This window comes from Psychrobacter sp. NPDC078929 (assembly GCF_050267985.1).
Taxonomy (GTDB): Bacteria; Pseudomonadota; Gammaproteobacteria; order Pseudomonadales; family Moraxellaceae; genus Psychrobacter.
The window spans coordinates 110396-133511 of record NZ_JBNNFX010000003.1; the positions used below are offsets into that span (position 1 = coordinate 110396).

At 43.1% G+C, this 23116-nt stretch carries 18 protein-coding genes; 4 read left to right on the top strand and 14 right to left on the bottom strand.

Annotated elements, in window-relative coordinates; translation table 11 throughout:
* Positions 1-159: 159 nt before the first annotated feature.
* From ACQKCG_RS02810 to rsmG, 10 genes are all read right to left on the bottom strand, one after another.
* Positions 160-507, bottom strand: coding sequence for a PilZ domain-containing protein (locus tag ACQKCG_RS02810; RefSeq protein ID WP_057759448.1), 348 nt, complete (start codon positions 505-507; stop codon positions 160-162).
* A gap of 98 nt (positions 508-605) precedes the next feature.
* Entirely contained in the window at positions 606-1736 is a 1131-nt protein-coding gene (locus tag ACQKCG_RS02815) for a DNA polymerase III subunit delta' (protein WP_427585058.1), read from the bottom strand.
* A gap of 104 nt (positions 1737-1840) precedes the next feature.
* A complete protein-coding gene (kdsB, locus tag ACQKCG_RS02820) occupies positions 1841-2653 on the bottom strand; it encodes a 3-deoxy-manno-octulosonate cytidylyltransferase (protein ID WP_427585059.1) in 813 nt (270 codons plus the stop codon).
* Between the two features lie 49 nt (positions 2654-2702).
* Positions 2703-3833 (bottom strand): tetraacyldisaccharide 4'-kinase, encoded by a 1131-nt coding sequence (gene lpxK, locus ACQKCG_RS02825; RefSeq protein ID WP_427585060.1) that lies wholly within the window; start codon positions 3831-3833, stop codon positions 2703-2705.
* A gap of 66 nt (positions 3834-3899) precedes the next feature.
* A complete protein-coding gene (gene msbA, locus ACQKCG_RS02830; RefSeq protein WP_427585123.1) occupies positions 3900-5621 on the bottom strand; it encodes a lipid A export permease/ATP-binding protein MsbA in 1722 nt (573 codons plus the stop codon).
* Positions 5622-5762: 141 nt separating this feature from the next.
* A complete protein-coding gene (locus ACQKCG_RS02835; protein WP_057759437.1) occupies positions 5763-6194 on the bottom strand; it encodes an ExbD/TolR family protein in 432 nt (143 codons plus the stop codon).
* Between the two features lie 65 nt (positions 6195-6259).
* The gene (locus tag ACQKCG_RS02840) at positions 6260-6985 is read right to left on the bottom strand and encodes a MotA/TolQ/ExbB proton channel family protein (RefSeq protein ID WP_201606777.1); all 726 of its coding nucleotides are present in this window, start codon (positions 6983-6985) and stop codon (positions 6260-6262) included.
* Positions 6986-7070: 85 nt separating this feature from the next.
* On the bottom strand, positions 7071-8222 hold the full coding sequence (locus ACQKCG_RS02845) for a ParB/RepB/Spo0J family partition protein (protein ID WP_427585062.1): 1152 nt from the start codon (positions 8220-8222) through the stop codon (positions 7071-7073).
* Between the two features lie 158 nt (positions 8223-8380).
* Complete coding sequence (locus tag ACQKCG_RS02850; RefSeq protein WP_102078567.1) at positions 8381-9160, bottom strand: ParA family protein; 780 nt, start codon at positions 9158-9160, stop codon at positions 8381-8383.
* A gap of 240 nt (positions 9161-9400) precedes the next feature.
* A complete protein-coding gene (rsmG, locus tag ACQKCG_RS02855) occupies positions 9401-10117 on the bottom strand; it encodes a 16S rRNA (guanine(527)-N(7))-methyltransferase RsmG (protein ID WP_238068330.1) in 717 nt (238 codons plus the stop codon).
* 357 nt (positions 10118-10474) lie between these two features.
* On the opposite strand from rsmG, the gene ACQKCG_RS02860 reads away from it, so the two are divergent.
* The 3 genes from ACQKCG_RS02860 (at position 10475) to ACQKCG_RS02870 (ending at position 15429) form a co-directional block, all read left to right on the top strand.
* Positions 10475-13315 (top strand): AAA family ATPase, encoded by a 2841-nt coding sequence (locus ACQKCG_RS02860; RefSeq protein ID WP_427585063.1) that lies wholly within the window; start codon positions 10475-10477, stop codon positions 13313-13315.
* 226 nt (positions 13316-13541) lie between these two features.
* On the top strand, positions 13542-14684 hold the full coding sequence (locus tag ACQKCG_RS02865; RefSeq protein WP_427585064.1) for a helix-turn-helix transcriptional regulator: 1143 nt from the start codon (positions 13542-13544) through the stop codon (positions 14682-14684).
* Positions 14685-14781: 97 nt separating this feature from the next.
* The gene (locus ACQKCG_RS02870; RefSeq protein WP_298807832.1) at positions 14782-15429 is read left to right on the top strand and encodes a TerD family protein; all 648 of its coding nucleotides are present in this window, start codon (positions 14782-14784) and stop codon (positions 15427-15429) included.
* A gap of 127 nt (positions 15430-15556) precedes the next feature.
* On the opposite strand, the gene ACQKCG_RS02875 is transcribed toward ACQKCG_RS02870, so the two are convergent.
* Together ACQKCG_RS02875 and ACQKCG_RS02880 are read right to left on the bottom strand one after the other, a co-directional pair.
* On the bottom strand, positions 15557-16540 hold the full coding sequence (locus ACQKCG_RS02875) for an ion transporter (protein ID WP_414558453.1): 984 nt from the start codon (positions 16538-16540) through the stop codon (positions 15557-15559).
* Between the two features lie 177 nt (positions 16541-16717).
* Positions 16718-16972: a hypothetical protein gene (locus ACQKCG_RS02880; RefSeq protein ID WP_427585066.1), complete on the bottom strand. Its 255-nt coding sequence runs from the start codon at positions 16970-16972 to the stop codon at positions 16718-16720.
* Positions 16973-17254: 282 nt separating this feature from the next.
* On the opposite strand from ACQKCG_RS02880, the gene ACQKCG_RS02885 reads away from it, so the two are divergent.
* The gene (locus ACQKCG_RS02885) at positions 17255-17884 is read left to right on the top strand and encodes an OmpW/AlkL family protein (RefSeq protein ID WP_102078562.1); all 630 of its coding nucleotides are present in this window, start codon (positions 17255-17257) and stop codon (positions 17882-17884) included.
* A 195-nt stretch (positions 17885-18079) separates the two neighbouring features.
* On the opposite strand, the gene ACQKCG_RS02890 is transcribed toward ACQKCG_RS02885, so the two are convergent.
* The gene (locus ACQKCG_RS02890; protein ID WP_427585067.1) at positions 18080-19798 is read right to left on the bottom strand and encodes a 2-oxo acid dehydrogenase subunit E2; all 1719 of its coding nucleotides are present in this window, start codon (positions 19796-19798) and stop codon (positions 18080-18082) included.
* A 28-nt stretch (positions 19799-19826) separates the two neighbouring features.
* Positions 19827-22637 (bottom strand): pyruvate dehydrogenase (acetyl-transferring), homodimeric type, encoded by a 2811-nt coding sequence (gene aceE, locus ACQKCG_RS02895; RefSeq protein WP_427585068.1) that lies wholly within the window; start codon positions 22635-22637, stop codon positions 19827-19829.
* Positions 22638-23116: the final 479 nt, after the last annotated feature.

The window sequence follows — 23116 nt, forward strand, 5'->3', positions numbered from 1 at the left end:
AGCGCCTACTACTATAAAAATCTAAAGAAAATTGATCTAAAAAAGCAGCCTTACTAAATAATAAGGCTGCTTTTTTTATATTAATAAGTTCAAAACCACAGCCAAACTTATTAAAGATACAGGTGTGATTTCTAGATACTACCTAGTTATTAATAGATACTACATAGTATAAGTCGATTGCAAGCTATCGATTTTTCCCGCTAGTAGGCGCTCAACCTCATTCTTGATTCTTTGGCCAGAGACATCACTACCAATTTGTACAGCAAACCCTGCTGGGCGACTACCTTGACTCTTAGAGTTAATCCAAACCACCTTACCATTCATTGGTAGGCGTTCACTAGAGTTGGGTAGCGTGATAGCAATAAACACTTCATCACCCAATTGCTGAGCTTTGTCAGACGGTACAAACAAAGCGCCATTACTGACAAATGACAAATAGCTGGCATATAACATTTCGATACTTTCATAATGACAGGTTAAAATCCCGCCACGTCCTGGCATTGCCATAGTCAGCTTCCTTCATCAACTGGGTTTAATATATGTATATAAATAATTGACAGTATATTGCAAATTTTCGAACACTAATTAAGCGTTAAAACATGGCTCTATAAGCTTGCTAACTCTTGCATTAGCTTATCATAGGCAAATTTTTCTTGCACATTTTGTTGCAGTGCAATTTTGGTCTGCTGCACGCTGTTGGCAAATGCTTCTAACCCGTTATCAGTAGGCTGATAAGTCGCCAATATCGTTGATAGATTGACATCCTTTTGTAGTTCAACAAGGCCTAAACAGACACGGCGTATATCAAGGAGCATCAGCTCAGACAGCTGTATAAATTCTTTAATATTGAGCTGACCTTGCCAATAATCACTTGCCGCCACGCCACTGCGTTTACCACTACGTAGCGCCTGCCATGTGGTCAACCATAGGCTGCGCTTGTTATACCATGGTACTTGTGCCAAAGCTATAGCAGCTAACGGCGCACCGTTGGCCAGTTGTATTAACTGTTCAATCGCAGCGGTACCGACGGCTTCGCGGTTAATCGTATGACCTAGCGCCTGCGTCACATAATCGATAGCAACAGTTGGCTCAATTGTCTGTAGTGCCAACTGTTGCACACGACTCTTAATCGTTGGCAATAGCTGAGCAGGCGTATCACTAATCAAAAACAGATGCACCTGCGCTTGCGGTTCTTCCAATGTTTTAAGCAGCGCATTGGCAGCGGCTACTGTCATTTTTTCAGCATGATCTAATACACAGATACGCATTCCTTGCCCGCCTTGATAAATAAAAGGCTGCAAAGCACGAATGTCATCTACTTTGACTTTAAGAGCACTATTGCTAGTAGCTTTAGCGCCTTTTTTATCTTTTGTACTACTTGATTTTTCTTGAAGCGCATCGCTTTCGGCACTGATGGGCATACTAACGAGTGGTAATACTTGCAAGCTTGGATGAGTTCCCGACTTGAGCCACTGACAGCTCTCACATACTTCGCAAGCACCTAGTGGGTGTGCGCCACGCTCACGGCATAATAGCCAAGCGACCAATCGCCATACAAAGGCGCGTTTGCCCATACCTTGCATACCAGCAGCGAGCAATGCATGCGGCAAAGACTGCTGCTTAAGTACGCGCTCGGTCAACTGTAACCACAATACTTTTTGCCATGGCAATAGTGGTGCAAAATATATACGGTCTGTGTTATCTAGTGCGTCCATATTTCCTGTCAAATCATTCATGGTTATGGCTCTATCACATTGATTAGGTACTTTAGGTATAGCCACGACAACGATACTTTAGCGTTGTATGAAGCTTAAAATCGCACGCAACTTTGCTCAGACTATTACTTATGAGAGTTATGAAAGTTATCTAAGCTCATCGCGTTTAGACGGTCTAAATCTTCTTGTGTATCGACACCCGCTGGTAACTGACAGGCCGCTTCTGCGATAGCGATATGCTGACCATTTTCTAAAACACGTAACTGCTCTAAGCTTTCAAGTATCTCAAGTGGCGTTTGTGGCCAGTTTACGAACTGCTGTAATAGACTGACACGATAAGCGTATAAACCCAAATGGCGATAGGCGTTCTTTGGTGAGTGCATCTGATTATTATCAGCTAATACAACATCACGATCACAAGGAATCGGTGCGCGGCTAAAGTAAAGCGCACGTTGTAAGTTATTAGCAGATTGGCTGACCACTTTTACTACCGATGGCCGCTGGAACGTATCATAGTCATCGATAGGCTCACAAAGTGTGGCCATCACGCTATCCTCATCTGCTACCAAAAGCGCCTGTACTTGCTCTAAAAGTAATGGCGGTACAAGGGGTTCATCGCCTTGCATATTCACCACAATATCTTGGTCAGCCCAACCTTTGATAGCTGCTACCTCTGCCAAACGATCTGTACCTGAAGCATGCTCACTACTGGTCATAACCACATCAAAACCTGCATCGGTGCAAACTTTTGCGATTTGCTCATCATCAGTTGCTATACACATGTCATCAGCAAAACTTGCTGTCTGCGCTTTTTCTGCTACCCAAAGTATCATTGGTTTACCATGAATATTTAACAATGGCTTACCAGGTAGTCGTGTACTCTTAAAACGTGCAGGAATCACGATATGGGTTTTGGCAGGTGTGGTGACGAACGACATGGCGTATTCCTATAAAAATTATACGGCGATTTAAAATATTAGCTGATATTTATAATGAGGCTGAGGTGTTCATATCATGGTCGATACGAATCCCTAGCGCCTTTAGCTGCGCATCTAGATTATGGTAACTATTCTCAGATAATACAGCCGTCACTGGCAATACCCATAGTCTATTGACAAGTTCTACATACTCATCACTGAGTGCTTGTGTCGCTGTATAGTCTGCCAATAATGCGCTGATTTTTACCGCATCTTTACTGGTTACGATGATAGGATAATCACTATACTGTAAAAGCTCAGCCAAACTAAAATCATAGTGATCAGGGTAAGGATGCCCCATGACCTCAAAGCCAATAGATTCTAAGGTATCAAAAAACCGCTGTGGATAGCCGATACCACTAACAGCATGGACGCGGCTATTATTAGTAGGTTTAACACTATTTAGTTGAGCTGCACTCGATGTGGGATTCCATAGACGTTGCAACTCACCAGCTTGCAAATGCATGGTCAAACGGTCAGCAGACTGTATCTTATTATCACTTCTAGAAGTCTGAGTTGAATCTGTAATTGGCTTTTCATGATAGATAACATTTGCACCTTCTAATCGTGACATCGGCTCACGCAAAAAACCTGTTGGTAATAGCTGCTTGTTGCCAAACCCACGGGCGGCATCTACCACAATCCATTCGATATCACGCTGTAGTGCATAATGCTGCAAACCATCATCTGCAATAATCAATTGCAAATTAGGCTCTGCCTTTAATAGAGTGGCAATCGCTTGCTGACGATTGGGACACACTGCCATAGCAGCGCCTGTCATATGAGCAATCAAACAAGGCTCATCCCCTACTACATGGGGTAAGCTGGTAGCACTAACCAATGCTGGCATTTGACTCGTATCACCGCCATATCCGCGACTGATTACCCCTACTTTTATGCCTTTTTTTTGTAAGTAGCTGACCAGAGCAATAATCAGCGGCGTCTTACCACTACCGCCCACACTGATATTACCAATGACCATCACAGGAATAGGCGCTCGATAGCTTGATAACAGGCCAGCCTTATAAGCTTGACGACGCAAGAAGGTGATGAAACCGTACAACCAGCTGATAGGCAGCAACAACCACAACCAAACAGCTTGACGTTGCCATGCGCGGGTGACTGTCGTCTCAATACTCATTAATCAATATCGCTTATCTTATTGGTTCATGGCTGCATAAAAATTGGCTAAAAACTTCTAAACTGACTACTCGAAATCTCGAGCATACATTTGCGCATAGTGGCCTTGTAGCTGCATTAACTCATGATGCGTTCCTAATTCAACAATCTGGCCGCCATCCATTACAGCAATACGATCCGCCGATTCGATAGTTGTCAATCGATGGGCAATGACCAATGTAGTACGGTCTTTCATTACATTATCGAGCGCTTGCTGAATATAATATTCAGACTCATTATCAAGTGCGCTAGTGGCTTCATCTAAAATTAGAATCGGTGCATCTTTTAGTAGCGCACGAGCAATAGATAAACGCTGACGCTGACCACCAGATAGTTGCAACCCTTCAGCACCAATTTCACTCTGATAACCGTTTGGCATTTTCATAATAAAGTCATGAGCGAAGGCATCTTTTGCGGCTTGTTCAACCTCAGCTTGAGTCTTGTCAGCTAGGCTGCCGTAAGCAATATTATTAAATACAGTAGTATTAAACAATACTACCTGCTGGTTCACCATTGCAATCTGGGCACGCAGACTCTCTAACTTAATGTCTTCGATTGGGATACCATCCAATGTGATTTGCCCTGAAGACGTCTCTAGAGTTCGTGTTAATAAATTAACCAATGACGACTTGCCCGCGCCACTTCGCCCTACTAATGCAACTGTCTCGCCTGCTTTAATATTCAAGGTAAAGTCACGTAGAGCCACCGTCGAATCTGGATAAACCAAGCTGATATTATCTAACGACATTTGCCCTGATAGCGCTTTGCTGATTGTGCCCGTGTCTTCTTCTTCTGGCTCATCAAGTAGCGCAAAAATCGACTCACCGGCAGCCAGACCTTTTTGCAGCTTCTGATTAATATCGGTTAGTGAACGTACTGGCTTACTCAATAAACCTGCTGCTGCAATGTAAGAGATGAACTCACCTGCTGAAATATCATCTATTACTGCAGGTCGCAACGCAAGCCAGACGACAACGGCCATCGCAACCGCCATCAACAGCTGTACGGCTGGCGTATTAATACTATTGGTAACAACCACCTTCATACCTTGGCGTAAGTTTTTCTTGGATGTTTTGTCAAAACGTGCTGACTCGTATGATTGACCACCGTAGTTTTTGACCACTTGATAGCCGCCGATGACTTCATTGGTAATGTGACTGACATTACCCATCGTCTCTTGGATACCTTTTGAGAGCTTAAGATAGCGCTTTGATGCAATGCGCACTAGCCATAGTATTGGTGGCAGTACCACAAATAGAATAAGCGTTAGACGCCAATTGCTATAAAACAAAAAACCAATCAACGCGACAACGGTCAAACCATCACGCAGCAAGGTCTTCATTGAGTCTGTACTGGCAGCCGTGACTTGCTCAACATCAAATATCAATTTCGATGAAATCGTACCGGCTGGATTGGCCAAATAAAATGAACTAGGCAAGCGCAGTAATTTATTGAAAACTTCTACACGTAGCTCATAGACTAAGTTGCGTGAGACCAATGCAGAGTAATAGTTACCCAAAAAACTACCAACCCCGCGCACAAAGAATAGCAATATAATCAATAGCGGAAATAAGGTTTGTTTGCTTCGATCATTTTGATTGATAGCATCAGTAATATATTGCAGAAGCTTGGCGGTCCAAATCTCTGTCCCTGCATTAATTGCAAAACCTAACGCTGTCAATAGCAATGCCCACCAGTAAGGCTTTAAATACCTTAATAAGCGTAATAGTGTCTTACTCTTAGGCGTAATGGGCGATACTGCCGATGCATTTTTATCAGAAGATTTTTTAGAGTCAGGTGAATAAGCTTGGCTCATAAAAGCCTCAATTTGGGTATCGTGGTATGAATGGGCTGTGTGTCACACAGTTTTATGATGATAAGGCTATATATTTTATTGCGGCAGCGTTTGGCCAAGTGGCACCACTGTACTAATGTTTAAATTCAAAAATCCGAGCTTTCCAGCGATATCCATTACTCGTACCACAGACTGATGCGTCGCATTGGCATCCGCTGCAATGACAAATAACATATCGCGATTGCTGCCCGCCTCTTGCTGCAACATACTGGTCAGTTCAGCCTCATTGCTACTAGCAAGTGTAATGCCGTTGACCAAATAGCTACCATCTTCTTGCACAGCTACTTCGATACTGTTGTTTTGTTCTGTCAGTGCGACACCTTCCGCTTCAGGAAGGATAATATTTAAACGACTAAAGTGATTAAATGAGGTAGCAAGTAATAAAAACACAATCAAAAAAAGTAAACAATCAATCATCGGTGTTAGATTAATTTCAAGTGGTTCAACCGTTGGTTTTCTAAAACGCATATCAATCTCTTTAATTCAGCTACCATTTATAGGCTTAAGATTTCTATTCTTTAAAACCGCATTGACTACACTGCCGCTATGCTAGTCTTATCCGAATCCAACCCACCGAATGAACGTTCTTGCACAATACTATCTTCTATTGACGTACGGCTAGAAGATGTAGATGGCTGCGTACTAGCAAGCAAGTGATAGTCATACAACTCTTGAATCATAAGCCCTGCTTGAGTCTCAAACTGAGCATTAATATCAATGATACGGCGCTGAAAATAACGATAAGCAACCAGCGCAGGGATAGCAACAATCATACCTGCAGCGGTAGTTATTAGTGCCTGTGATACACCAGCGGCTAGCATCGTCGGATCTTGCATTGCGCCATCGGTAATCGCTAAGAATGAAGAGATGATTCCTAGTACCGTACCTAATAGACCAAGTAACGGCGCTATCGCACCGATAGTGCCTAACATATTGATGTTTTTTTCCAACTGATGAACTTGGACGCTGGCACGATTTTGCATGTGCATCGTCATCGACTCTAGCCCATACTGACGATATAGCAACCCCGTTGCCAAGATATCGCCAAGCGCCGTCTTTTCTTTTACATTCATCAATTGTGTGCGGCCAATATCGCCATTTTCACGTAAACGAGTTATTAGCTGTTCGCGCAACCTGCTAGGAGCGACTTTGTTAAACTGTAGCGTATGGCTACGTTCAATAATGATGACTAATGCCAATATAGAACAGACCACGATAGGTGTCATTAGCCAGCCACCTGCTTTTACCAACTCCCACATACCTACTCTCTTCCATATTTTTGCAAAAATAAATGTTCAGAGGCGACTTAGCAATTGGATAGATACGGCTAACTCGCAAACGTTATTAAGCTTGAGCTTCTATATGTTTAATCAACGCAGCTAATTGGTCTTGATTGTGGAAAAATATCTCAACACTACCTTGACCATCTTTTTTATGCTTTAGTTTGACTTCAGCACCAAGCATGTCTGTCAATCTTTGGGTCAAACGCTCTACATCACGAGATTGCGCTTGTTCAGCACGATTGATTTTGGGCGCTGGCTGCAAAATCGATTTGACCAATTTTTCAGCCTCTCGCACGGTCATACCGCCATCAATAATTTTTTGCGCGATGATAGGTTGTTGTTCAGAGGACAATGCTAAAAGTGTACGAGCATGACCCATATCTAGCGCACTGTTGGCTAAATGGTCTTTTACTGTATCATGCAGCTGATTTAAACGAAGTAGATTCGATACTGTCGTACGCGCCTTGCCAACGACTTCAGCGATCATGGCATGACTCATACCAAATTCCGTATGAAAGCGCTGCAATGCTGCCGCCTGCTCAATCACTGACAAGTCTTCACGCTGAATATTTTCAATCAGTGCTAATGCAATTGCCAACTCATCAGATAAGGCACGCTCAATCGCAGGGATAACCGCTTTTCCTGCCATTTTTGCTGCGCGCCAGCGGCGTTCACCAGCGATAATTTCGTGAGTGACAAACGCTTCACTCTTATCTTCGTTTGCCAATAGCGGGCGGATAACGATAGGCTGCATCACGCCATGCTGCTCGATAGAAGACGCCAATTCTGCAAGTGCCGTCTCACTCATATCACGACGAGGCTGGTACTTACCTGCTTGCAAACGTGTGACATCAATCTGCACAAGGCTAATCTGGTCTTCAGTTGCGCTCGTATCTGCACTATTGCCACGCGATTTATTGAGCGACGCCTTGCTAGTAGTACGAGGTGAACGTGACGTGCGAGTACTACTCTCACTAGCAGCATCGTTATCAGTAGTCTTCGCAGATGATTTTTTACTGGCTTTTGTCGGAGTGATATCAGGCGCTATATCTGTGGATACAGTATCTACAGGCGCATTGGTATCTGGCGTAGCATTGTCACGCGCCACCATGTCGTCTTGCAAGGCAGAGGCGGTAATTTGCTTTTCTTTTTTGATTGACCCTAATAAGGCATCTAAGCCCCGATTAGCAGCCAACCCTCTTTTCTTCGCCATGATTACCTATCCTCTAACGCTAAAATAAAAGCCAATTGATTACTGATGCGGCTTACTAAATACAATGTTAAGTGCTCTATGCTTATGCTATTCATTTACTGTCTTGATCAGTGACACTTTTTATCTAAAAATCCTTTGTGAGAGACTTTAGATAAAAACTAGCTGCTTTGCTTCATCACTTCAGCGGCAAGCTTTTGATATGCGCGTGCACCTTTTGACCATCTCTCATACGCAATAACTGGTAAGCCGTGAGCAGGAGCTTCTGCCAAGCGAATATTCCTTGGAATATGAGTCTTGTACATGATATCGCCAAAATGCGCTTCTAGCTCAGTAGAGACATCACGAGCAAGCGTATTACGCGCATCAAATAGCGTTCTGACCACACCGCGAATATACAGCTTAGGGTTCAACTCTGTTAGGCGTTCAATCGTTTGTGATAAGTCAGCCAATCCTTCTAGTGCATAGTACTCACACTGCATAGGGATAATCACACTGTCCGTAGCCACCAACGCATTAATCGTCAGTAGATTCAAACTAGGCGCACAATCGATAATCACATAATCGTATGGCTGTTTTTGTGTAGATACCTGATCGTTAACCAATTCGGCCATGGCGGTTTTAAACAGTTCATGACTATCGGTCTTGCTCATTAGCGTAATGTCCATGCCAGCCAAATCGCGATTGGCACCGATGACATCGAACCCTGCAGGACTAGTAACAATTGCTTCAGACAACGCGACGCCATCTAGCAAAACGTCCGCTATGGTAAGATCTAACTCGTTTTTGTCAACACCTGTACCACTGGTCGCATTACCTTGTGGGTCTAAGTCAATCAGCAGTACATGCTTGCGTTTAGCGGCCAAGCTGGCGGTCAAATTTACTGCCGTTGTGGTTTTACCCACACCGCCTTTTTGATTCGCAATTGCTATGATTTCCATACACTCACTCAATTTTATTAGGGTCTATTACTTTTGACTCGGTTGGTACAATTATTTTTTTATTCAATCTTGTGCAGCGACACTCGCTCAGTATTTAAAAATAAGCAATTTATGGTCTAAAATGCTCAGTTTGCGTTCGAGCATTTTAAATGCTTTTAAATACTATGTCATTTAGATACAGACGTAAACTGTGTTTCACAAAAAACAGGGCCTGTTTCATGACTGCGAAGTATTTATGGCTTAACTGTCTTTAGCAGACATTTCAATTAAATGGCGACTGTCGTGCAAACGTGGCACCGTCAGCTTAATGGTTTTGATATGCCAATCGCTATCGAGTGCTTGCAGCTCTTCTTCATTCGGGACTTTGCCTTTCATAGCACATAAGAAGCCACCATCTGCCAATCTTGGCTGCGCTACTTCTACAAAATCTATCAAACTGGCGAACGCTCGCGATGTCACCACCGCATAACTTGCTTCATGCGCTTCAATACGCGATGCGATCGGCTGCATATTACTCAAACCGAGCTCGCTGCTGATTTGCTTGATAAAGCGAATTTTCTTCTGATTGCTATCAAGCGCAGTACACTGGCGCTCAGGCTGACAAATGGCAATAATCACTGCTGGCAACCCTGCTCCCGTGCCGATATCTAGCAACGATCCGGCGGGTAAATGCGTTATAATAGACAGACAATCTATCACATGCTTGATCAGCGCTTCTTCTGGATCAGTGATGGCGGTCAGATTATACGCTTTATTCCATAGTAAAAGCTGGTCTAAGTACAATAATAACGTGCGCTGCTGCGTTTCACTTAACGGCAGACCCAGCTCATTTATCGCTTGCGCTAAGATATTGGCCAGCTTTGGCAGTTGCGCACCAAGCTTTACGAAACCAGTCGGATCAATATTGATATTACCCACACTAGCAGACGATGAAGAGTTTTTAGCGGAAGCTGACATACAACGAGTTATCCAGTTTTGACTTGTGAACCGTTTATTTTATCATGCAGTCTGCCCATTGAATAGTTGCAGATTGCGCCAATGTGGGACATCTTATACTATCTACGCTTATCATGAGGCGTTATTCTGCTTTGATTGCCTCCAATTCGCTGATTAAGTCATTTGTTTTTTACCAGTTTTACTCAATCATTTGTCTAAATATGATACAAAACTGCGCTTAATGACTTCGCTAATAGGTGACTATATCTTGTAAGATGTCATGATTGACTATAAAAAACTCAGAATACGCATGAACAGATAAGATCAATCACTCCTCATATTCCTTTAATACTTTTTAAGATGATTTTTCAAACGCCTATGACAGAACAACCCTACACCCCTATATCGCAAGTATCAAAAGACGCTAACAATATGGTAGTACCTGCTACCGATACAAAAAATCCTAAGCAAACAGCACCTGATACCCCAAACCCTATCTTCACAGAGGTTCAGCAAAATTGTCGCATTTCCGCTGAGCAATTAAAACGCTATAGCAACCCTGATGAATTGCCTACAGACACGCGCACTGCGCCCGACTTAGATGTGGGCTTCGGTCAACAACGCGCGCTCAAAGCATTACATACAGCGCTAGATATCAAAGCCAGTGGCTACCATGTGTTTGCCGCTGGTGAAAACGGTTTGGGCAAGCGTACTGTCATTAGTCGTCTGTTAACACGTATTGCCGCCGACGCACCAACGCCAGATGATTGGGTATACGTGCATAATTTCACTGATCCACGCACACCATTGGCGCTGCGTCTACCAGCTGGTCAAGCCTCGCTATTACAGCAGCAAGTTAATAACTTATGGCAGCAAGCAAAAAAGCGTTTGAGCCAACGCTTTCGTAGTGATCAATACCAAAGCAAAATCGAAGCCATCAAAAACAGTACCCATCAAAAAGAAAGTCATGCCTATGACGCGCTTAATGCTGAAGGCAAACAATATGACCTAGCATTGACGTTTCGCTCGTTCGATAATAAAGCAGTATTTGTTCATCCTAGTCAGCTGCCTACAGAAAGCAACAGCGGTGATAACAAACAGGTAGAAACATCTAACAATCAAAAAAATTCAGAAAAGCTCGATGATAGCGAAAAAGTTAACATTTTGAGCGATGAAAACACTGAAAGTAAAGAAAATAAAGATTCTACATATGGCAATAATGAGTATGAAGCTGAGCTGAATAACTTTGTACAAAAGAACCATATGCAAAAGCGCCTGAGTCAATTGACTATCGCCTTAGAGCAACTAGAAGACGAAGCCAATGATGAAATAGAGGCATTACATCGTAGTATTGCCCAACGTGCTTTACAGCCATTATTTACTCCTATTTATGAGCAGTTTGCGACTCATCCACTTGTCGTGGCATATCTCAAGGCTGTATTTGATGACATGGTCACTCACGTAGAGCGTATCGTCAATGGCGATGATGAGGAGTTTGTGACAGCAGTGTTGGCTACGACGCCCAGTCGTTATGCAGTCAATGTTATTGTCAGTCATACACCTGACAGTGGCGCACCTGTGGTCTTTGAGGATTTGCCAACCCATCTCAATTTGTTAGGGCATGTCGAGCAAATCACCCAATTAGGCACAGTAACCACTGACGTGAGTATGATTCGTGCAGGTGCTCTACATCGCGCCAATGGCGGCTATTTACTGTTAGAAGCTAGCCACGTCCTTGAGCATCCTTATGCATGGCAGGGCTTAAAGCGCGCATTACAATCACGAAAAATCAAACTGTCTAGTCTAGAACAAATGCTGACGCTAACCGGTAGCTTGTCTCTCTCACCAGCGCCTATTGATTTAGATATCAAGGTTATCTTGTTAGGGGAAGCAGATTTATATTACGAGCTGCTAGAGCTTGAGCCTGAATTTGATGCAGTATTCAAAGTCCGAGCTGATTTTCATGACGATGTGCCTCGTACCACTGAGCATGAATTGGCACTGGTCGCAAAAATGGCTGATATCATTGACTACGCCAACCTTTACCCGTTTGATAGTAGTGCGCAGGCCACGCTACTTGAGCACTTAAGCTTGCAAGCTGAAGAACAAGATCGCTTAAGCCTACACAGTGACTTATTGATTAAACTACTGCATGAGTCAAACCGTCACGCTCGCTTAAATAATGAGGCTATGGTGACGGCAGATCATGTCACTCAAGCAATCGATGACATGGATGAGCGTTCAGGATATTTGCGCGATCTGTACTGGGATGAGCTGAAAAACGGCCAGCAGTTGATCCAAACGCAAGGCGATGCTATAGGGCAAGTTAATGCATTGACTGTAGTCAGTTATGCAGATAGTGAGTTTGGCATGCCAGCACGTCTTACTGCGGTCATTCAGCCCAATATTGGCACAGGTGAAATTCTTGATATTGAGCGTGATGTAGACTTGGGCGGTAGTTTACACGCCAAAGGCATGCTGATTATGACCAGCTATTTGCGCGCGCTGTTTAGTCAACATCATGCGCTGAACTTTAGTGCCTCACTGGCGTTCGAGCAGAGCTACGCGCAAATCGATGGCGATAGTGCTACCGTTAGCGAAGGCTGTGCATTGCTATCCGCGTTAGCAAATGTGCCTATCAATCAGTCTCTTGCGATTACTGGATCTATGAACCAGTTAGGCGAAGTACAAGCAGTTGGTGGCATCAATGCCAAAATCGCAGGTTTCTTCGACGCATGCCGCGAGCAAGAGCTAACAGGCGATCAAGGCGTCGTCATTCCGATGGCTAATGTCAAACAACTGATGCTACGTGACGACATTATCGATGCAGTAAATAGAGGCAAATTTCATATTTATGGCGTCTATACTCTAAGTGAGGCCCTGACGCTGATGACTGGCTTGCCCATCAACACCATGAATAAAAAAGGCCGTTATCGTAAAGATACTTTATTTGGCAAAGTATTAAGCCGTCTGATGCTATGGGATGAAAACCAAGAAAGCACGGACGACATAGATGATGAAAAGTCCAAAAAGAAAGCGAAGAAAAAGCGTAAAGAAAAACGTCAAAAGAAAGAAGATAAGAGAATAAAAGAAAAGCGTAAAGATGAGAGAAGTAATGAGAAAGGTAGCGAGACAGGTAGCAAGCAAAGCGATGCTAAGCCTATTGATGACACCCTAAACGATAGCGAGACAACAGCTGTCGATGAAGATGGCAATTAAAATTTGAACGGTACTACCGATAAGCACGCACATTGCTGTTCGACTAGATTCATTGTTATGTTTATGGCTAGATCGAACAGCAACCATTGAATAGCAACTATTAAATAAACATACGCATGCATGAACGTCGCTAGACGCTACGCTGCTTTTCTGCGATGATTAACGGTCCCTGATCGAGTATATCGTGCCAGAAACCGACTTGTAACTTCATAAAGGGTATCTCTTAATGACTGTACATCCTACTGATGCTGATAACATCCAAGCTCAGTCCAATCCTAGTGAGCAGGCAAGTGCGCTTGCAACTGTAAACACTGGTACCTCAAAAGAGGCCAATGCCGCCAATATTAGTGACAATCGACATGGTGCGGCAACGACTGCTCGGCAATGGCAAGTACTATCACAACTGCAGCGTAATCGCTGGGTAGGCACCACGCATATTTATGAGCAACTGATGATGGCAGGCTTTGATATCAGCCTACGTACTGTCCAACGCGATTTGAATGCCCTTGCCAAACGCTTCCCTATCGAAAAAAACAATGCCAATCCTCAAGGATGGCGCTGGAAAGAAGACGCTCCATTACAAAGCTTGCCGCATATGAACTTATCACAAGCGGTTGCTTTTAATATGGTCGAGGCCAATCTGACCCAGTTACTGCCACCTGTTATCTTAGATGAATTATTTCCTTGGTTTGACTTAGCACGGCGACAGCTCAAGAACAGCAAAGTGACCCACTCTTGGATAGACAGAGTGCGTATTGAGCCTGCCACACAGCCACTCATCGCACCAGATATAGATTTGGACAGTAAAGACAATATTTACCACGCGCTATTTTATCAGCTGCAAATCCATGCTTGTTATACTCGTAGCAACAAATTACAAGCTAGCGAATACATCCTAAATCCAATCGCGATTATCCAGCGTGGCGTGATTATCTATCTACTGGCAACTCGTACCGACGATCCAGAAGCCACCATTCGCACCTTTGCCTTACATCGGTTTGATAGTGTTGAGATTCTCGAAACCGCTGCAAAAACACCGGAGAATTTTCAACTTGATACGTACTTAGATGAAGGTAGCATGGGCTTTAGCCACCCACTGTTTGGCGAATTGGACGAGCGTGGCAAGAATACCGCTGTTGAGCTTAGGTTCACTAGGCAAGCAGGTAAAAGTCTGACTGAAAGTAAGCTTAATGACGATCAAACCGTGATGCTAAATGAGGATAACACCCTTACTGTAAAGGCTACTGTTAATTTAACCTCACAGCTGGTCTGGTGGCTACGAGGATTTGGTAGTGGGTTATTAGATGCTAAGCCTGAGCTGCTCTATCAAGCGGTATTAGATAAGTCTTCGACAGCAATCAGTGAGTGATATCACTGGTATTAAGCTTGCGCAAATTACCATTACTCAAGTAAGCAGTCACTAAATCTAGATAACGGTTAGAAACTAAGAATAAAAAAGGAAAGTTATGTCGACCACTGCCCCATCACCACTGTTGTCAGATAGTTTACGAGGACTGGGACTAGACGCAGGGACTTTGTTCTTTGCGCTCAATTATGAATTTACCAAAATTGAGCCAAAAGGCATGTTTAAGCGCTTCAAAAAAAATCAAAGCGCGATGGATATTGATTTGGCTTGCGTGTTGTACGATGATAATTGCGTCATCAGTGACATCGTTTGGTTTAAGCAATTACGAGATAAAGCTGAGTCGGTCAAGCATCAAGGAGACAGCTTAAATGGTAAGGATCGCGGTGAACAAGCCATGTATCTTGCCCCACTTGATCAAGAACAAATCAGATTGGAGCTCGAAAAAATTCCCGCTCATATTACTCATATTGGTTTAATTGCCAACTCATACCATGGCCATTCGTTTTCTAGAGTCAAGAAAGGCGAAATTCATCTGAGTGACGATGAAGGAAACCGTTGTTTTGAAGTCAACCTTAAGCAGCTCCCACGCGACTGCACCACGCTATGGGTAGCGCATTTGCGTCGATCTGTTGACGACTGGCATTTAACATTGCAAAACTTACCACTCACTGCAGAAGATCTAGCAGATGCAGCACAAGAAGTGGCTCATGAGTTAGCACGTGCACTGCCTATTCCTCAGGGGATATAAGAGCAACTAGTCATCGAATATAAAAGAGGTCTTGTGCTATGTAAACACAAGACCTCTTTTTATGAGCAAAGCATTGACTGTAATTAACTGCTAAAAACCTATCTGTTCTAAATCATCTTACACTTCGCTATAAAACTTCACCGCAATGCGGACAGAAGTTCTTTTGGCGAGTCTCAACTTCTTTCTCACGCCGTTCAAGCTCTTGCTCTCGCAGTACCTGTAAGACGATATTTTGTGCCTGTTCTTTATCTAAACCCAGCTCTCGACGAATTTTATCAATCATCATTTGATTCTGCACCAAATCAAAATCGCTATCAATTAACTGCTCACGAAAATGCTGTTCAAGCTCTTCACGGCGCTGAGCCAATTCATTTGCCAATCCTGTCGCTAGAATACCAGCTGGCAGTGCGGCGAGACCAACGCCCAATATCGTAATGACGGCACCCAATATTTTGCCCGCATTAGTAATTGGTGTGACATCTCCATAGCCTACGGTTGTCAGTGTCACCACAGCCCACCACATCGCTTTAGGTATGGACTCAAACTCGTCTGGCTGTGCGTGATTCTCCACTAAATAAATACCGCTAGAGGCAGTCACAATCATAATAATAAGAATAAAGATAACGGCTTGAAACGAACCTCTTTCCTTGCTAATCACGACTAGCAAGATACGCATTGAGGCAAAATAACGCGTCAATTTTAGGATTCGAAATAAACGTAAAATACGTAAGAAACGCAAATCAATATTGACAAAGAAATTCAAAAAGGCGGGCACGATGGCTACTAAATCAATCAATGCGGATGGACTTCTAAGCCAATCCCATCGCTGTTTCCACGTTGTATTGTCAGGCTTTGCTTCAGCCACACTCCACAGACGCAGTAAGTACTCAATCGAAAAGACAATGATAGAGAAGTTTTCGAATAAGGTGAAGTAATCTTGATAAGGGTAATACCACTGATCGACAGACTCCGCTATTACAGCCGCTACGTTAGTCATAATCAAAAATATAAGAAAATAATCAACGTAACGGCTAAATAACGTGTCATGTTCTTCATTTTGTAAAATATCATAAACAAAATGACGCAAGCGCCGTATAGATTGGAATAACATGCCAGCCCTATGCGGTGAAATACCGATTTGATATTAGTAGAATAAAACAACGGTCAAACCATAAAAACCAAACTTTCATCACAGGACATAGGATATATTTGCAGCAATCATCCGTGACTTTTATCAGAAGCACTTCATTTCAGTACTGACCTATCCATTATTAGCCATGACTATCGGCTATACAAAATGCAGATAATAAATATAGACCGATACCAGCAGTATAAACACAATTAGTAGAATAGAGAACCTTAAGAACTGTTCGTCAGCGCGAAGCTGCTGGCTAATATCTTGCGCAGGTATCAAAAACAAGTGACATTCAGGACAACAAGAGTCTACTTGACTCAGTATTTTCATCGTACGCGCATTCGTACAGCGTAGAGGGGAGTTACTGCAATAGCCAAGCATAATATATTGCACCTCTTGTTGAATCATAAATAAGAGATACCGACTTACGTCAATGACACTTACTTAAAAAGCAGCTTTTGCTGTGTTTAATTATAGACTGTAGACAATTGAATTACACTTAAATGTAATTTATTGCAGAAACATTGCTAATTTACATTCAAAACCTTACCAGTAATAATGATTTTCGTATTATAATAGACATTAAATGTTACAGATTAAACTTTAATCATAACATTATGTATCAGTAGCTAATGCCATCCCTCATTAGCAAACTGCTGATAATTTTTTATTACGTTAAGGAATGAAATGATGAAACTACAATCCCTAGTTTTAGCGACTGCTGCTGCACTTACAATGACAACTGCTTTTGCAGTCCCTGCTGGTACTTGGTCTGTTGCTGCTGGCGCGCACATGGTTGATCCAAAAAGTGATAATGGTCAATTAGCTAACGGCACTTTAGCTGTAGAAGTTGACGACGACATTCGTCCAACTATCAGTGGTGAGTACTTTATCGCTAACAACGTTGGTGTTGAACTGCTAGCGGCGCTTCCATTCCATCATGATTTTGATCTAAATAATGCTGATGGTACACCAGCTTTGAAAGGTAAAACACAGCATTTACCACCTACTCTTTCTGTACAGTATCACTTCGATAATGACAGTATGCCAATGAATATCAAGCCTTTCATTGGCGTTGGTGTGAATTACACAACCTTTTTCAAAGAAAGAATTTCTACTGGTGGTGACTTAGACCTTGATGATAGCGTTGGTGTGGCTGGTCATGTTGGTCTTGATATTCCTTTTGCTCCTACCGAAGCTTTCCGTATCGATGCTCGTTATATGGACATCAAAACGGACGCTACTTTAGATGGTACAAACCTTGGCGAAATTGACATTAGTCCTTGGGTATATGGCGTAGCATTCGTTAAACAGTTCTAAATTAGTAAAGATACCATGTGTAATAAAAGCCAGCTTGATAGCTGGCTTTTTTGTGCCTATTAATTACGGCTACTACCGTTTTTCTACACCAGCTACTAGGCAATTATTTATAAAAATAGCTAATAATATACAAGAACAAATAATCTCCATAAAAAAGACCACCCGTGGGCAGTCTTTTTGTATTGCTAGTTAGCTTTAGATCAAGATACGACGTGGGTCTGCTAATAGCGTTGCGATATAACGAGTAAACACAGCAGCGTCTGCGCCATTAATCACACGGTGGTCATAAGACAAAGACAGTGGCAACATCAAACGTGGCTCAAAGCTTTGTGTTTTCGCATCCCAACGTGGCTGCATACTTGCTTCAGAGACACCTAAGATACCAACTTGTGGCCAGTTAACTAACGGCGTAAAGGCGGTGCCACCCAAGTTACCTTGGCTCGATATGGTAAAGCTTGCCCCTTGCAAATCTTTGGTACTGAGCTTCTTATCACGAGCTTTTACAGCAAGCTCGCCGATCTCAATCGCAATTTGCTTCAGACCTTTATCTTGTACGTTTTTGATAACAGGTACGATAAGACCATCATCTGTTGCCACAGCAATACCCATATTGACACTTTTACGCAATATGACCTGAGTATTGTCATCACTCAAGTGACTGTTGAATCGTGGATGCTGGGTCAACGCGTAAGCAGTTGCTTTAACCACAAAGGCCAAGATAGTAAAGCCAATACCTTCAGCTTTCATGCCACCTTTTAGCTCACCGCGTAGTTTTTCGGTCTCAGTGATATCAGACAGATCGAACTGCGTTACTTGCGGTAGCAAAGTATTGTAGTTGAGCTGTGGTATCGAGACTTTCTGCAAGCGGCTGAGGTCTTGTGTTTCTGTCTCACCCCAGATCTCAGCGTTACTCATGTCAGGCAGCTTCGGTAGACCTGAGCTAACAGGATTACTGCTCACAGGTGCCGCTTTCTGCTTGGTTAGACTGTTTTTAACATGTGCAAACAAGTCTTCTTTTAGAATGCGATCGTTTAGAGCTGAACCATTCACTTGTGTGATATCCACACCTAACTGACGCGCTAGTTTACGGACGGCAGGACCTGCATACACATCAACCAATTTTTCATTGACCTGTGCTTCAGTTAACTTACCCTCTGTTTTGCTAGCAGCTGTATCAGTATTGGTCGGTTTGGCAGCTTGTTTTGGCTCGCCAGTAGTTTTAGCAGCTGGTTTATCTTCTGTTTTGGCTGGTGCTGACTCTTGTGGCTTAGGAGCTTCAGATTCACTATCACTAGCATCATCTGTACTACTTTCCATGATGACGATAAAGTCCTGACCATTAGCAACCATATCACCTGCTTCGACCAAGATTTTCTCAATCTTGCCGGCAACTGGCGCTGGCACTTCAACTGAAGCTTTATCTGATTCGATTAGCAAAATGGACTGCTCAGCGCTAACAGTATCACCAACGCTCACCATGATTTCAGAAACTTGTGCCTCGTCAACACCTAAATCAGGTAATGCATGAGTAGTTGCTTTACCAGCATTAGCGGCTGGCTTGGCAGCAGACTCTGATTGCTTTGATTCAGTTGCAACAGGCTCAGGTTTTGATTCTGGTTTAACATCGTCTGTGCTGTTCGCTTCTTGCTCTTCAGCAGCATTTTCATCGTTGCTTTCTGCGCTATCATCTGCGCTTTCAAGCTCAATCAGCACCATACCTTCGCTGACTTGATCACCGATAGCAACGCTAATCTTAGTCACTTTACCAGCAGCAGAGCTTGGTACTTCAACCGATGCTTTGTCAGATTCTAATAATACAATGTTGTCGTCTTTTGCAATGACATCACCAACTTCTACCATAATCTCGCTGACTTCGGCGCTGTCCACACCTAAATCGGGGGCTTTAATGTCCATGATTTATTTCCTCGTCTTATGGTTATTATTATTTGACATCTTTATCATCAAGTACATTTGCATCTGCTTGATCTTCAGCACGACCTTCATTACTGATTTCATCATCGTCTTCAGCGATAAACTCAGGTACAGGATTTGGATTTACGTTACCTGGCGCTGGTGCATCTGGAGACTGGTCATAGTAAGATTGCTGTTGCCATGCAGGCGGATGATCCACATCGATACCTAAGCTTGAAATCGCGTCTTTAACCAAACGCATCTCAACTTCGCCTTCATCGGCTAGGCGTTTAAGCGTAGCCACAACGATATGCGCCGCATCAACGTTGAAGAAACTACGTAGGTTTTCGCGTGTATCAGAACGGCCATAACCATCGGTACCTAGAGTCGTGTAAGGACGGTTGTCTGGCAACCAAGCACGAATCTGCTCTGAGTAGTTACGCATATAATCTGTCGCTGCAACCACGATACCTTCGTGCGGTGCTAATTGCTCAGTAACCCAAGGCACTTTCTCTTCATCCATTGGATGTAGACGGTTGTAATCGTCACAAACCATACCATCGCGAGTCAACTCATTAAAGCTGGTTACACTCCAAACGTTAGACGTAATATTGAACTCGTCTTTTAATATCTGTGATGCTTTCTGTACTTCGCGTAAGATAACACCAGAACCTAATAGCTGTACTTGTGTTGAACCATTGTCCTCTAACAAGTACATACCACGTTTGATACCTTCCTCGCTTCCTTCTGGCATAGCAGGTTGCTCGTAGTTTTCGTTCATCAATGTCAAGTAATAGTAAACGCGCTCGCCTTCACCATACATACGGCGTAAACCATCATGCATGACCACAGCTAGCTCATAACCAAAGCAAGGATCATAGCTGACGCAGTTTGGCACGACATTGAACAGAATCTGTGAATGACCATCTTGATGCTGTAAGCCTTCGCCATTAAGCGTCGTACGACCAGCAGTTGCGCCTAACAAGAAGCCCTGTGCTTGACAATCACCTGCCGCCCAAGCCAAATCGCCCACACGCTGGAAACCAAACATTGAGTAATAGATATACATCGGAATCATCGGTAATGCGTTCACAGAATAACTGGTTGCCAATGCAATCCAAGTGCTCATTGCGCCTGCTTCGTTGATACCTTCTTCTAACATGTGACCATCGATGGCTTCTTTATAGCCCATCAACGCTTCACTGTCTTCTGGTGTATATTTTTGGCCAACAGCCGAGTAAATACCCAACTGACGGAACATACCTTCTAGACCAAACGTACGCGCTTCGTCAGGTACGATTGGTACGACGCGATCTTGGATGTCTTTGTTTTTAAGCATCGCAGATAGCAAGCGCACAAATACCATCGTCGTAGACTGCTCTTTACCATTACTGCCTTTTAATACCCGATCAAACATTGATAATTCAGGGATATTCAGTGGAATATGACCACTACGGCGGTTTGGTAGATGACCACCCAATGCTTCACGGCGACCTTTTAGATACTTCATCTCTGCCGAACCTTCTTCAGGACGGTAGAATGGTAGGGTCTCTAATTGCTCATCGGTAAATGGCAAATCAAAGCGATCACGGAAATAAACAAGCGCCTCTTGATCAAGCTTCTTCACCTGATGCGATTTGTTGACTGCTTGCGTTTGAGCAGATAAGCCATAACCTTTAACGGTCTTAACCAAAATAACCGTTGGTTGGCCTTTGGTTTTCATAGCTTCACTAAATGCAGCATAAACTTTAACTGGATCATGGCCGCCACGGTTTAGACGTGAGATTTCTTCGTCAGACAACGCATCTGCCATCTCTTCTAGCTCTGGATATTTACCAAAGAACTCTTTGCGAGTAAATTCAGGCGTACGCGCTTCATATAGCTGATACTCGCCATCCACCACTTCTTCCATACGTTGTTTAAGCACACCCGTATGATCTTTACCAAGTAATGAATCCCAGTTGCCGCCCCAAATGACTTTGATGACTCGCCAGCCTGCGCCGCGGAATACTGACTCTAGCTCTTGAATGATTTTACCGTTACCACGGACTGGACCATCAAGACGCTGCAAGTTACAGTTGACTACCCATATTAGGTTGTCCAGCTTCTCACGACCTGCCAGAGAAATAGCACCCAAGCTTTCTGGCTCATCCGTTTCACCATCACCTAAGAATGTCCAAATCTTACGACCTTCTTTTTCTAGCAAGCCACGGTTTTCCATATAACGATGTACATGGGCATGATAGATAGACATGATTGGGCCAAGTCCCATTGATACCGTTGGGAACTGCCAGTAATCAGGCATGAGATATGGATGCGGATAGCTTGATAGACCTTTACCACCTACTTCACGGCGGAAATTATCAAGCTGATCTTCGGTCAAACGACCTTCTAAATAAGAACGGGCATAGATACCTGGCGCTGAGTGACCTTGATAATAAATCATGTCACCACCGAAGTGATCGCTAGCGGCGCGGAAAAAATGGTTAAAACCTGTTTCATAAAGCGTTGCACTAGAGGCAAATGTCGCTAAATGACCACCCAAGTCGTCATCATTTTTATTGGCACGCATGACCATGGCAAGTGCATTATAACGAATCAAAGCACGTATCTTACGCTCCATGCCTAGATCGCCTGGGTACATTGGCTCATCTTCAACAGCGATACTATTGACATAAGCGGTGTCTAGTCTGTTGAACGGAAGACCTTCTTGAACCGCCATATTGTATAAGGCTTTTAGGAGAAACTGAGCACGATCCTTGTCTGCGTGTTTGACCACAGATTCAAAGGCTGCCAGCCACTCTTGGGTTTCGGTGCTATCAGCATCCTTATAATAATTCATTGTTGTTAATCCTTTTATATCAGTCATACCTACCTAATGGCAGGGCTTCATTGAAAAATGCATGATGAGAGATTGGTTTACTTATGACATCCTTGCTACGTCCAAGCATTCCATTGTTTTGTGCGATGATATACAGCTTGATTATAAAAATAGTATTACTCATATCGACAAATGCATCAAATCAACACATCTGCCAAACCGTCATAATGCTATAGCTATTCGTTTAATCATTATTTGACTATGACATTCCATTATAAGCTTTTACGGGCTAGTTGTTTATGGCTGTAGAGAAATGATGAAATAACAAGTATTTTTTAAATAAATAATGATTAGTTGTTAGGTAAATATTATTAACCATTATTCCGTTGATACCAAGATTTTAGTAATAGGTAGATGAAATTTGCTGTCCATAGCGGTAGATATCTGCTTTTTTAATTAATAAATACACTAATCGAAAATACACTTCTTGTTACTCATAC

Coding starts and splice junctions, on each gene's coding strand:
- ACQKCG_RS02810 (WP_057759448.1), bottom strand. CDS start 507: ATGGCAATGCCAGGACGTGGCGGGATTTTAACCTGTCATTATGAAAGT.
- ACQKCG_RS02815 (WP_427585058.1), bottom strand. CDS start 1,736: ATGAATGATTTGACAGGAAATATGGACGCACTAGATAACACAGACCGT.
- kdsB (WP_427585059.1), bottom strand. CDS start 2,653: ATGTCGTTCGTCACCACACCTGCCAAAACCCATATCGTGATTCCTGCA.
- lpxK (WP_427585060.1), bottom strand. CDS start 3,833: ATGAGTATTGAGACGACAGTCACCCGCGCATGGCAACGTCAAGCTGTT.
- ACQKCG_RS02835 (WP_057759437.1), bottom strand. CDS start 6,194: ATGCGTTTTAGAAAACCAACGGTTGAACCACTTGAAATTAATCTAACA.
- ACQKCG_RS02840 (WP_201606777.1), bottom strand. CDS start 6,985: ATGTGGGAGTTGGTAAAAGCAGGTGGCTGGCTAATGACACCTATCGTG.
- ACQKCG_RS02845 (WP_427585062.1), bottom strand. CDS start 8,222: ATGGCGAAGAAAAGAGGGTTGGCTGCTAATCGGGGCTTAGATGCCTTA.
- ACQKCG_RS02850 (WP_102078567.1), bottom strand. CDS start 9,160: ATGGAAATCATAGCAATTGCGAATCAAAAAGGCGGTGTGGGTAAAACC.
- rsmG (WP_238068330.1), bottom strand. CDS start 10,117: ATGTCAGCTTCCGCTAAAAACTCTTCATCGTCTGCTAGTGTGGGTAAT.
- ACQKCG_RS02860 (WP_427585063.1), top strand. CDS start 10,475: ATGACAGAACAACCCTACACCCCTATATCGCAAGTATCAAAAGACGCT.
- ACQKCG_RS02865 (WP_427585064.1), top strand. CDS start 13,542: ATGACTGTACATCCTACTGATGCTGATAACATCCAAGCTCAGTCCAAT.
- ACQKCG_RS02870 (WP_298807832.1), top strand. CDS start 14,782: ATGTCGACCACTGCCCCATCACCACTGTTGTCAGATAGTTTACGAGGA.
- ACQKCG_RS02875 (WP_414558453.1), bottom strand. CDS start 16,540: ATGTTATTCCAATCTATACGGCGCTTGCGTCATTTTGTTTATGATATT.
- ACQKCG_RS02880 (WP_427585066.1), bottom strand. CDS start 16,972: ATGATTCAACAAGAGGTGCAATATATTATGCTTGGCTATTGCAGTAAC.
- ACQKCG_RS02885 (WP_102078562.1), top strand. CDS start 17,255: ATGAAACTACAATCCCTAGTTTTAGCGACTGCTGCTGCACTTACAATG.
- ACQKCG_RS02890 (WP_427585067.1), bottom strand. CDS start 19,798: ATGGACATTAAAGCCCCCGATTTAGGTGTGGACAGCGCCGAAGTCAGC.
- aceE (WP_427585068.1), bottom strand. CDS start 22,637: ATGAATTATTATAAGGATGCTGATAGCACCGAAACCCAAGAGTGGCTG.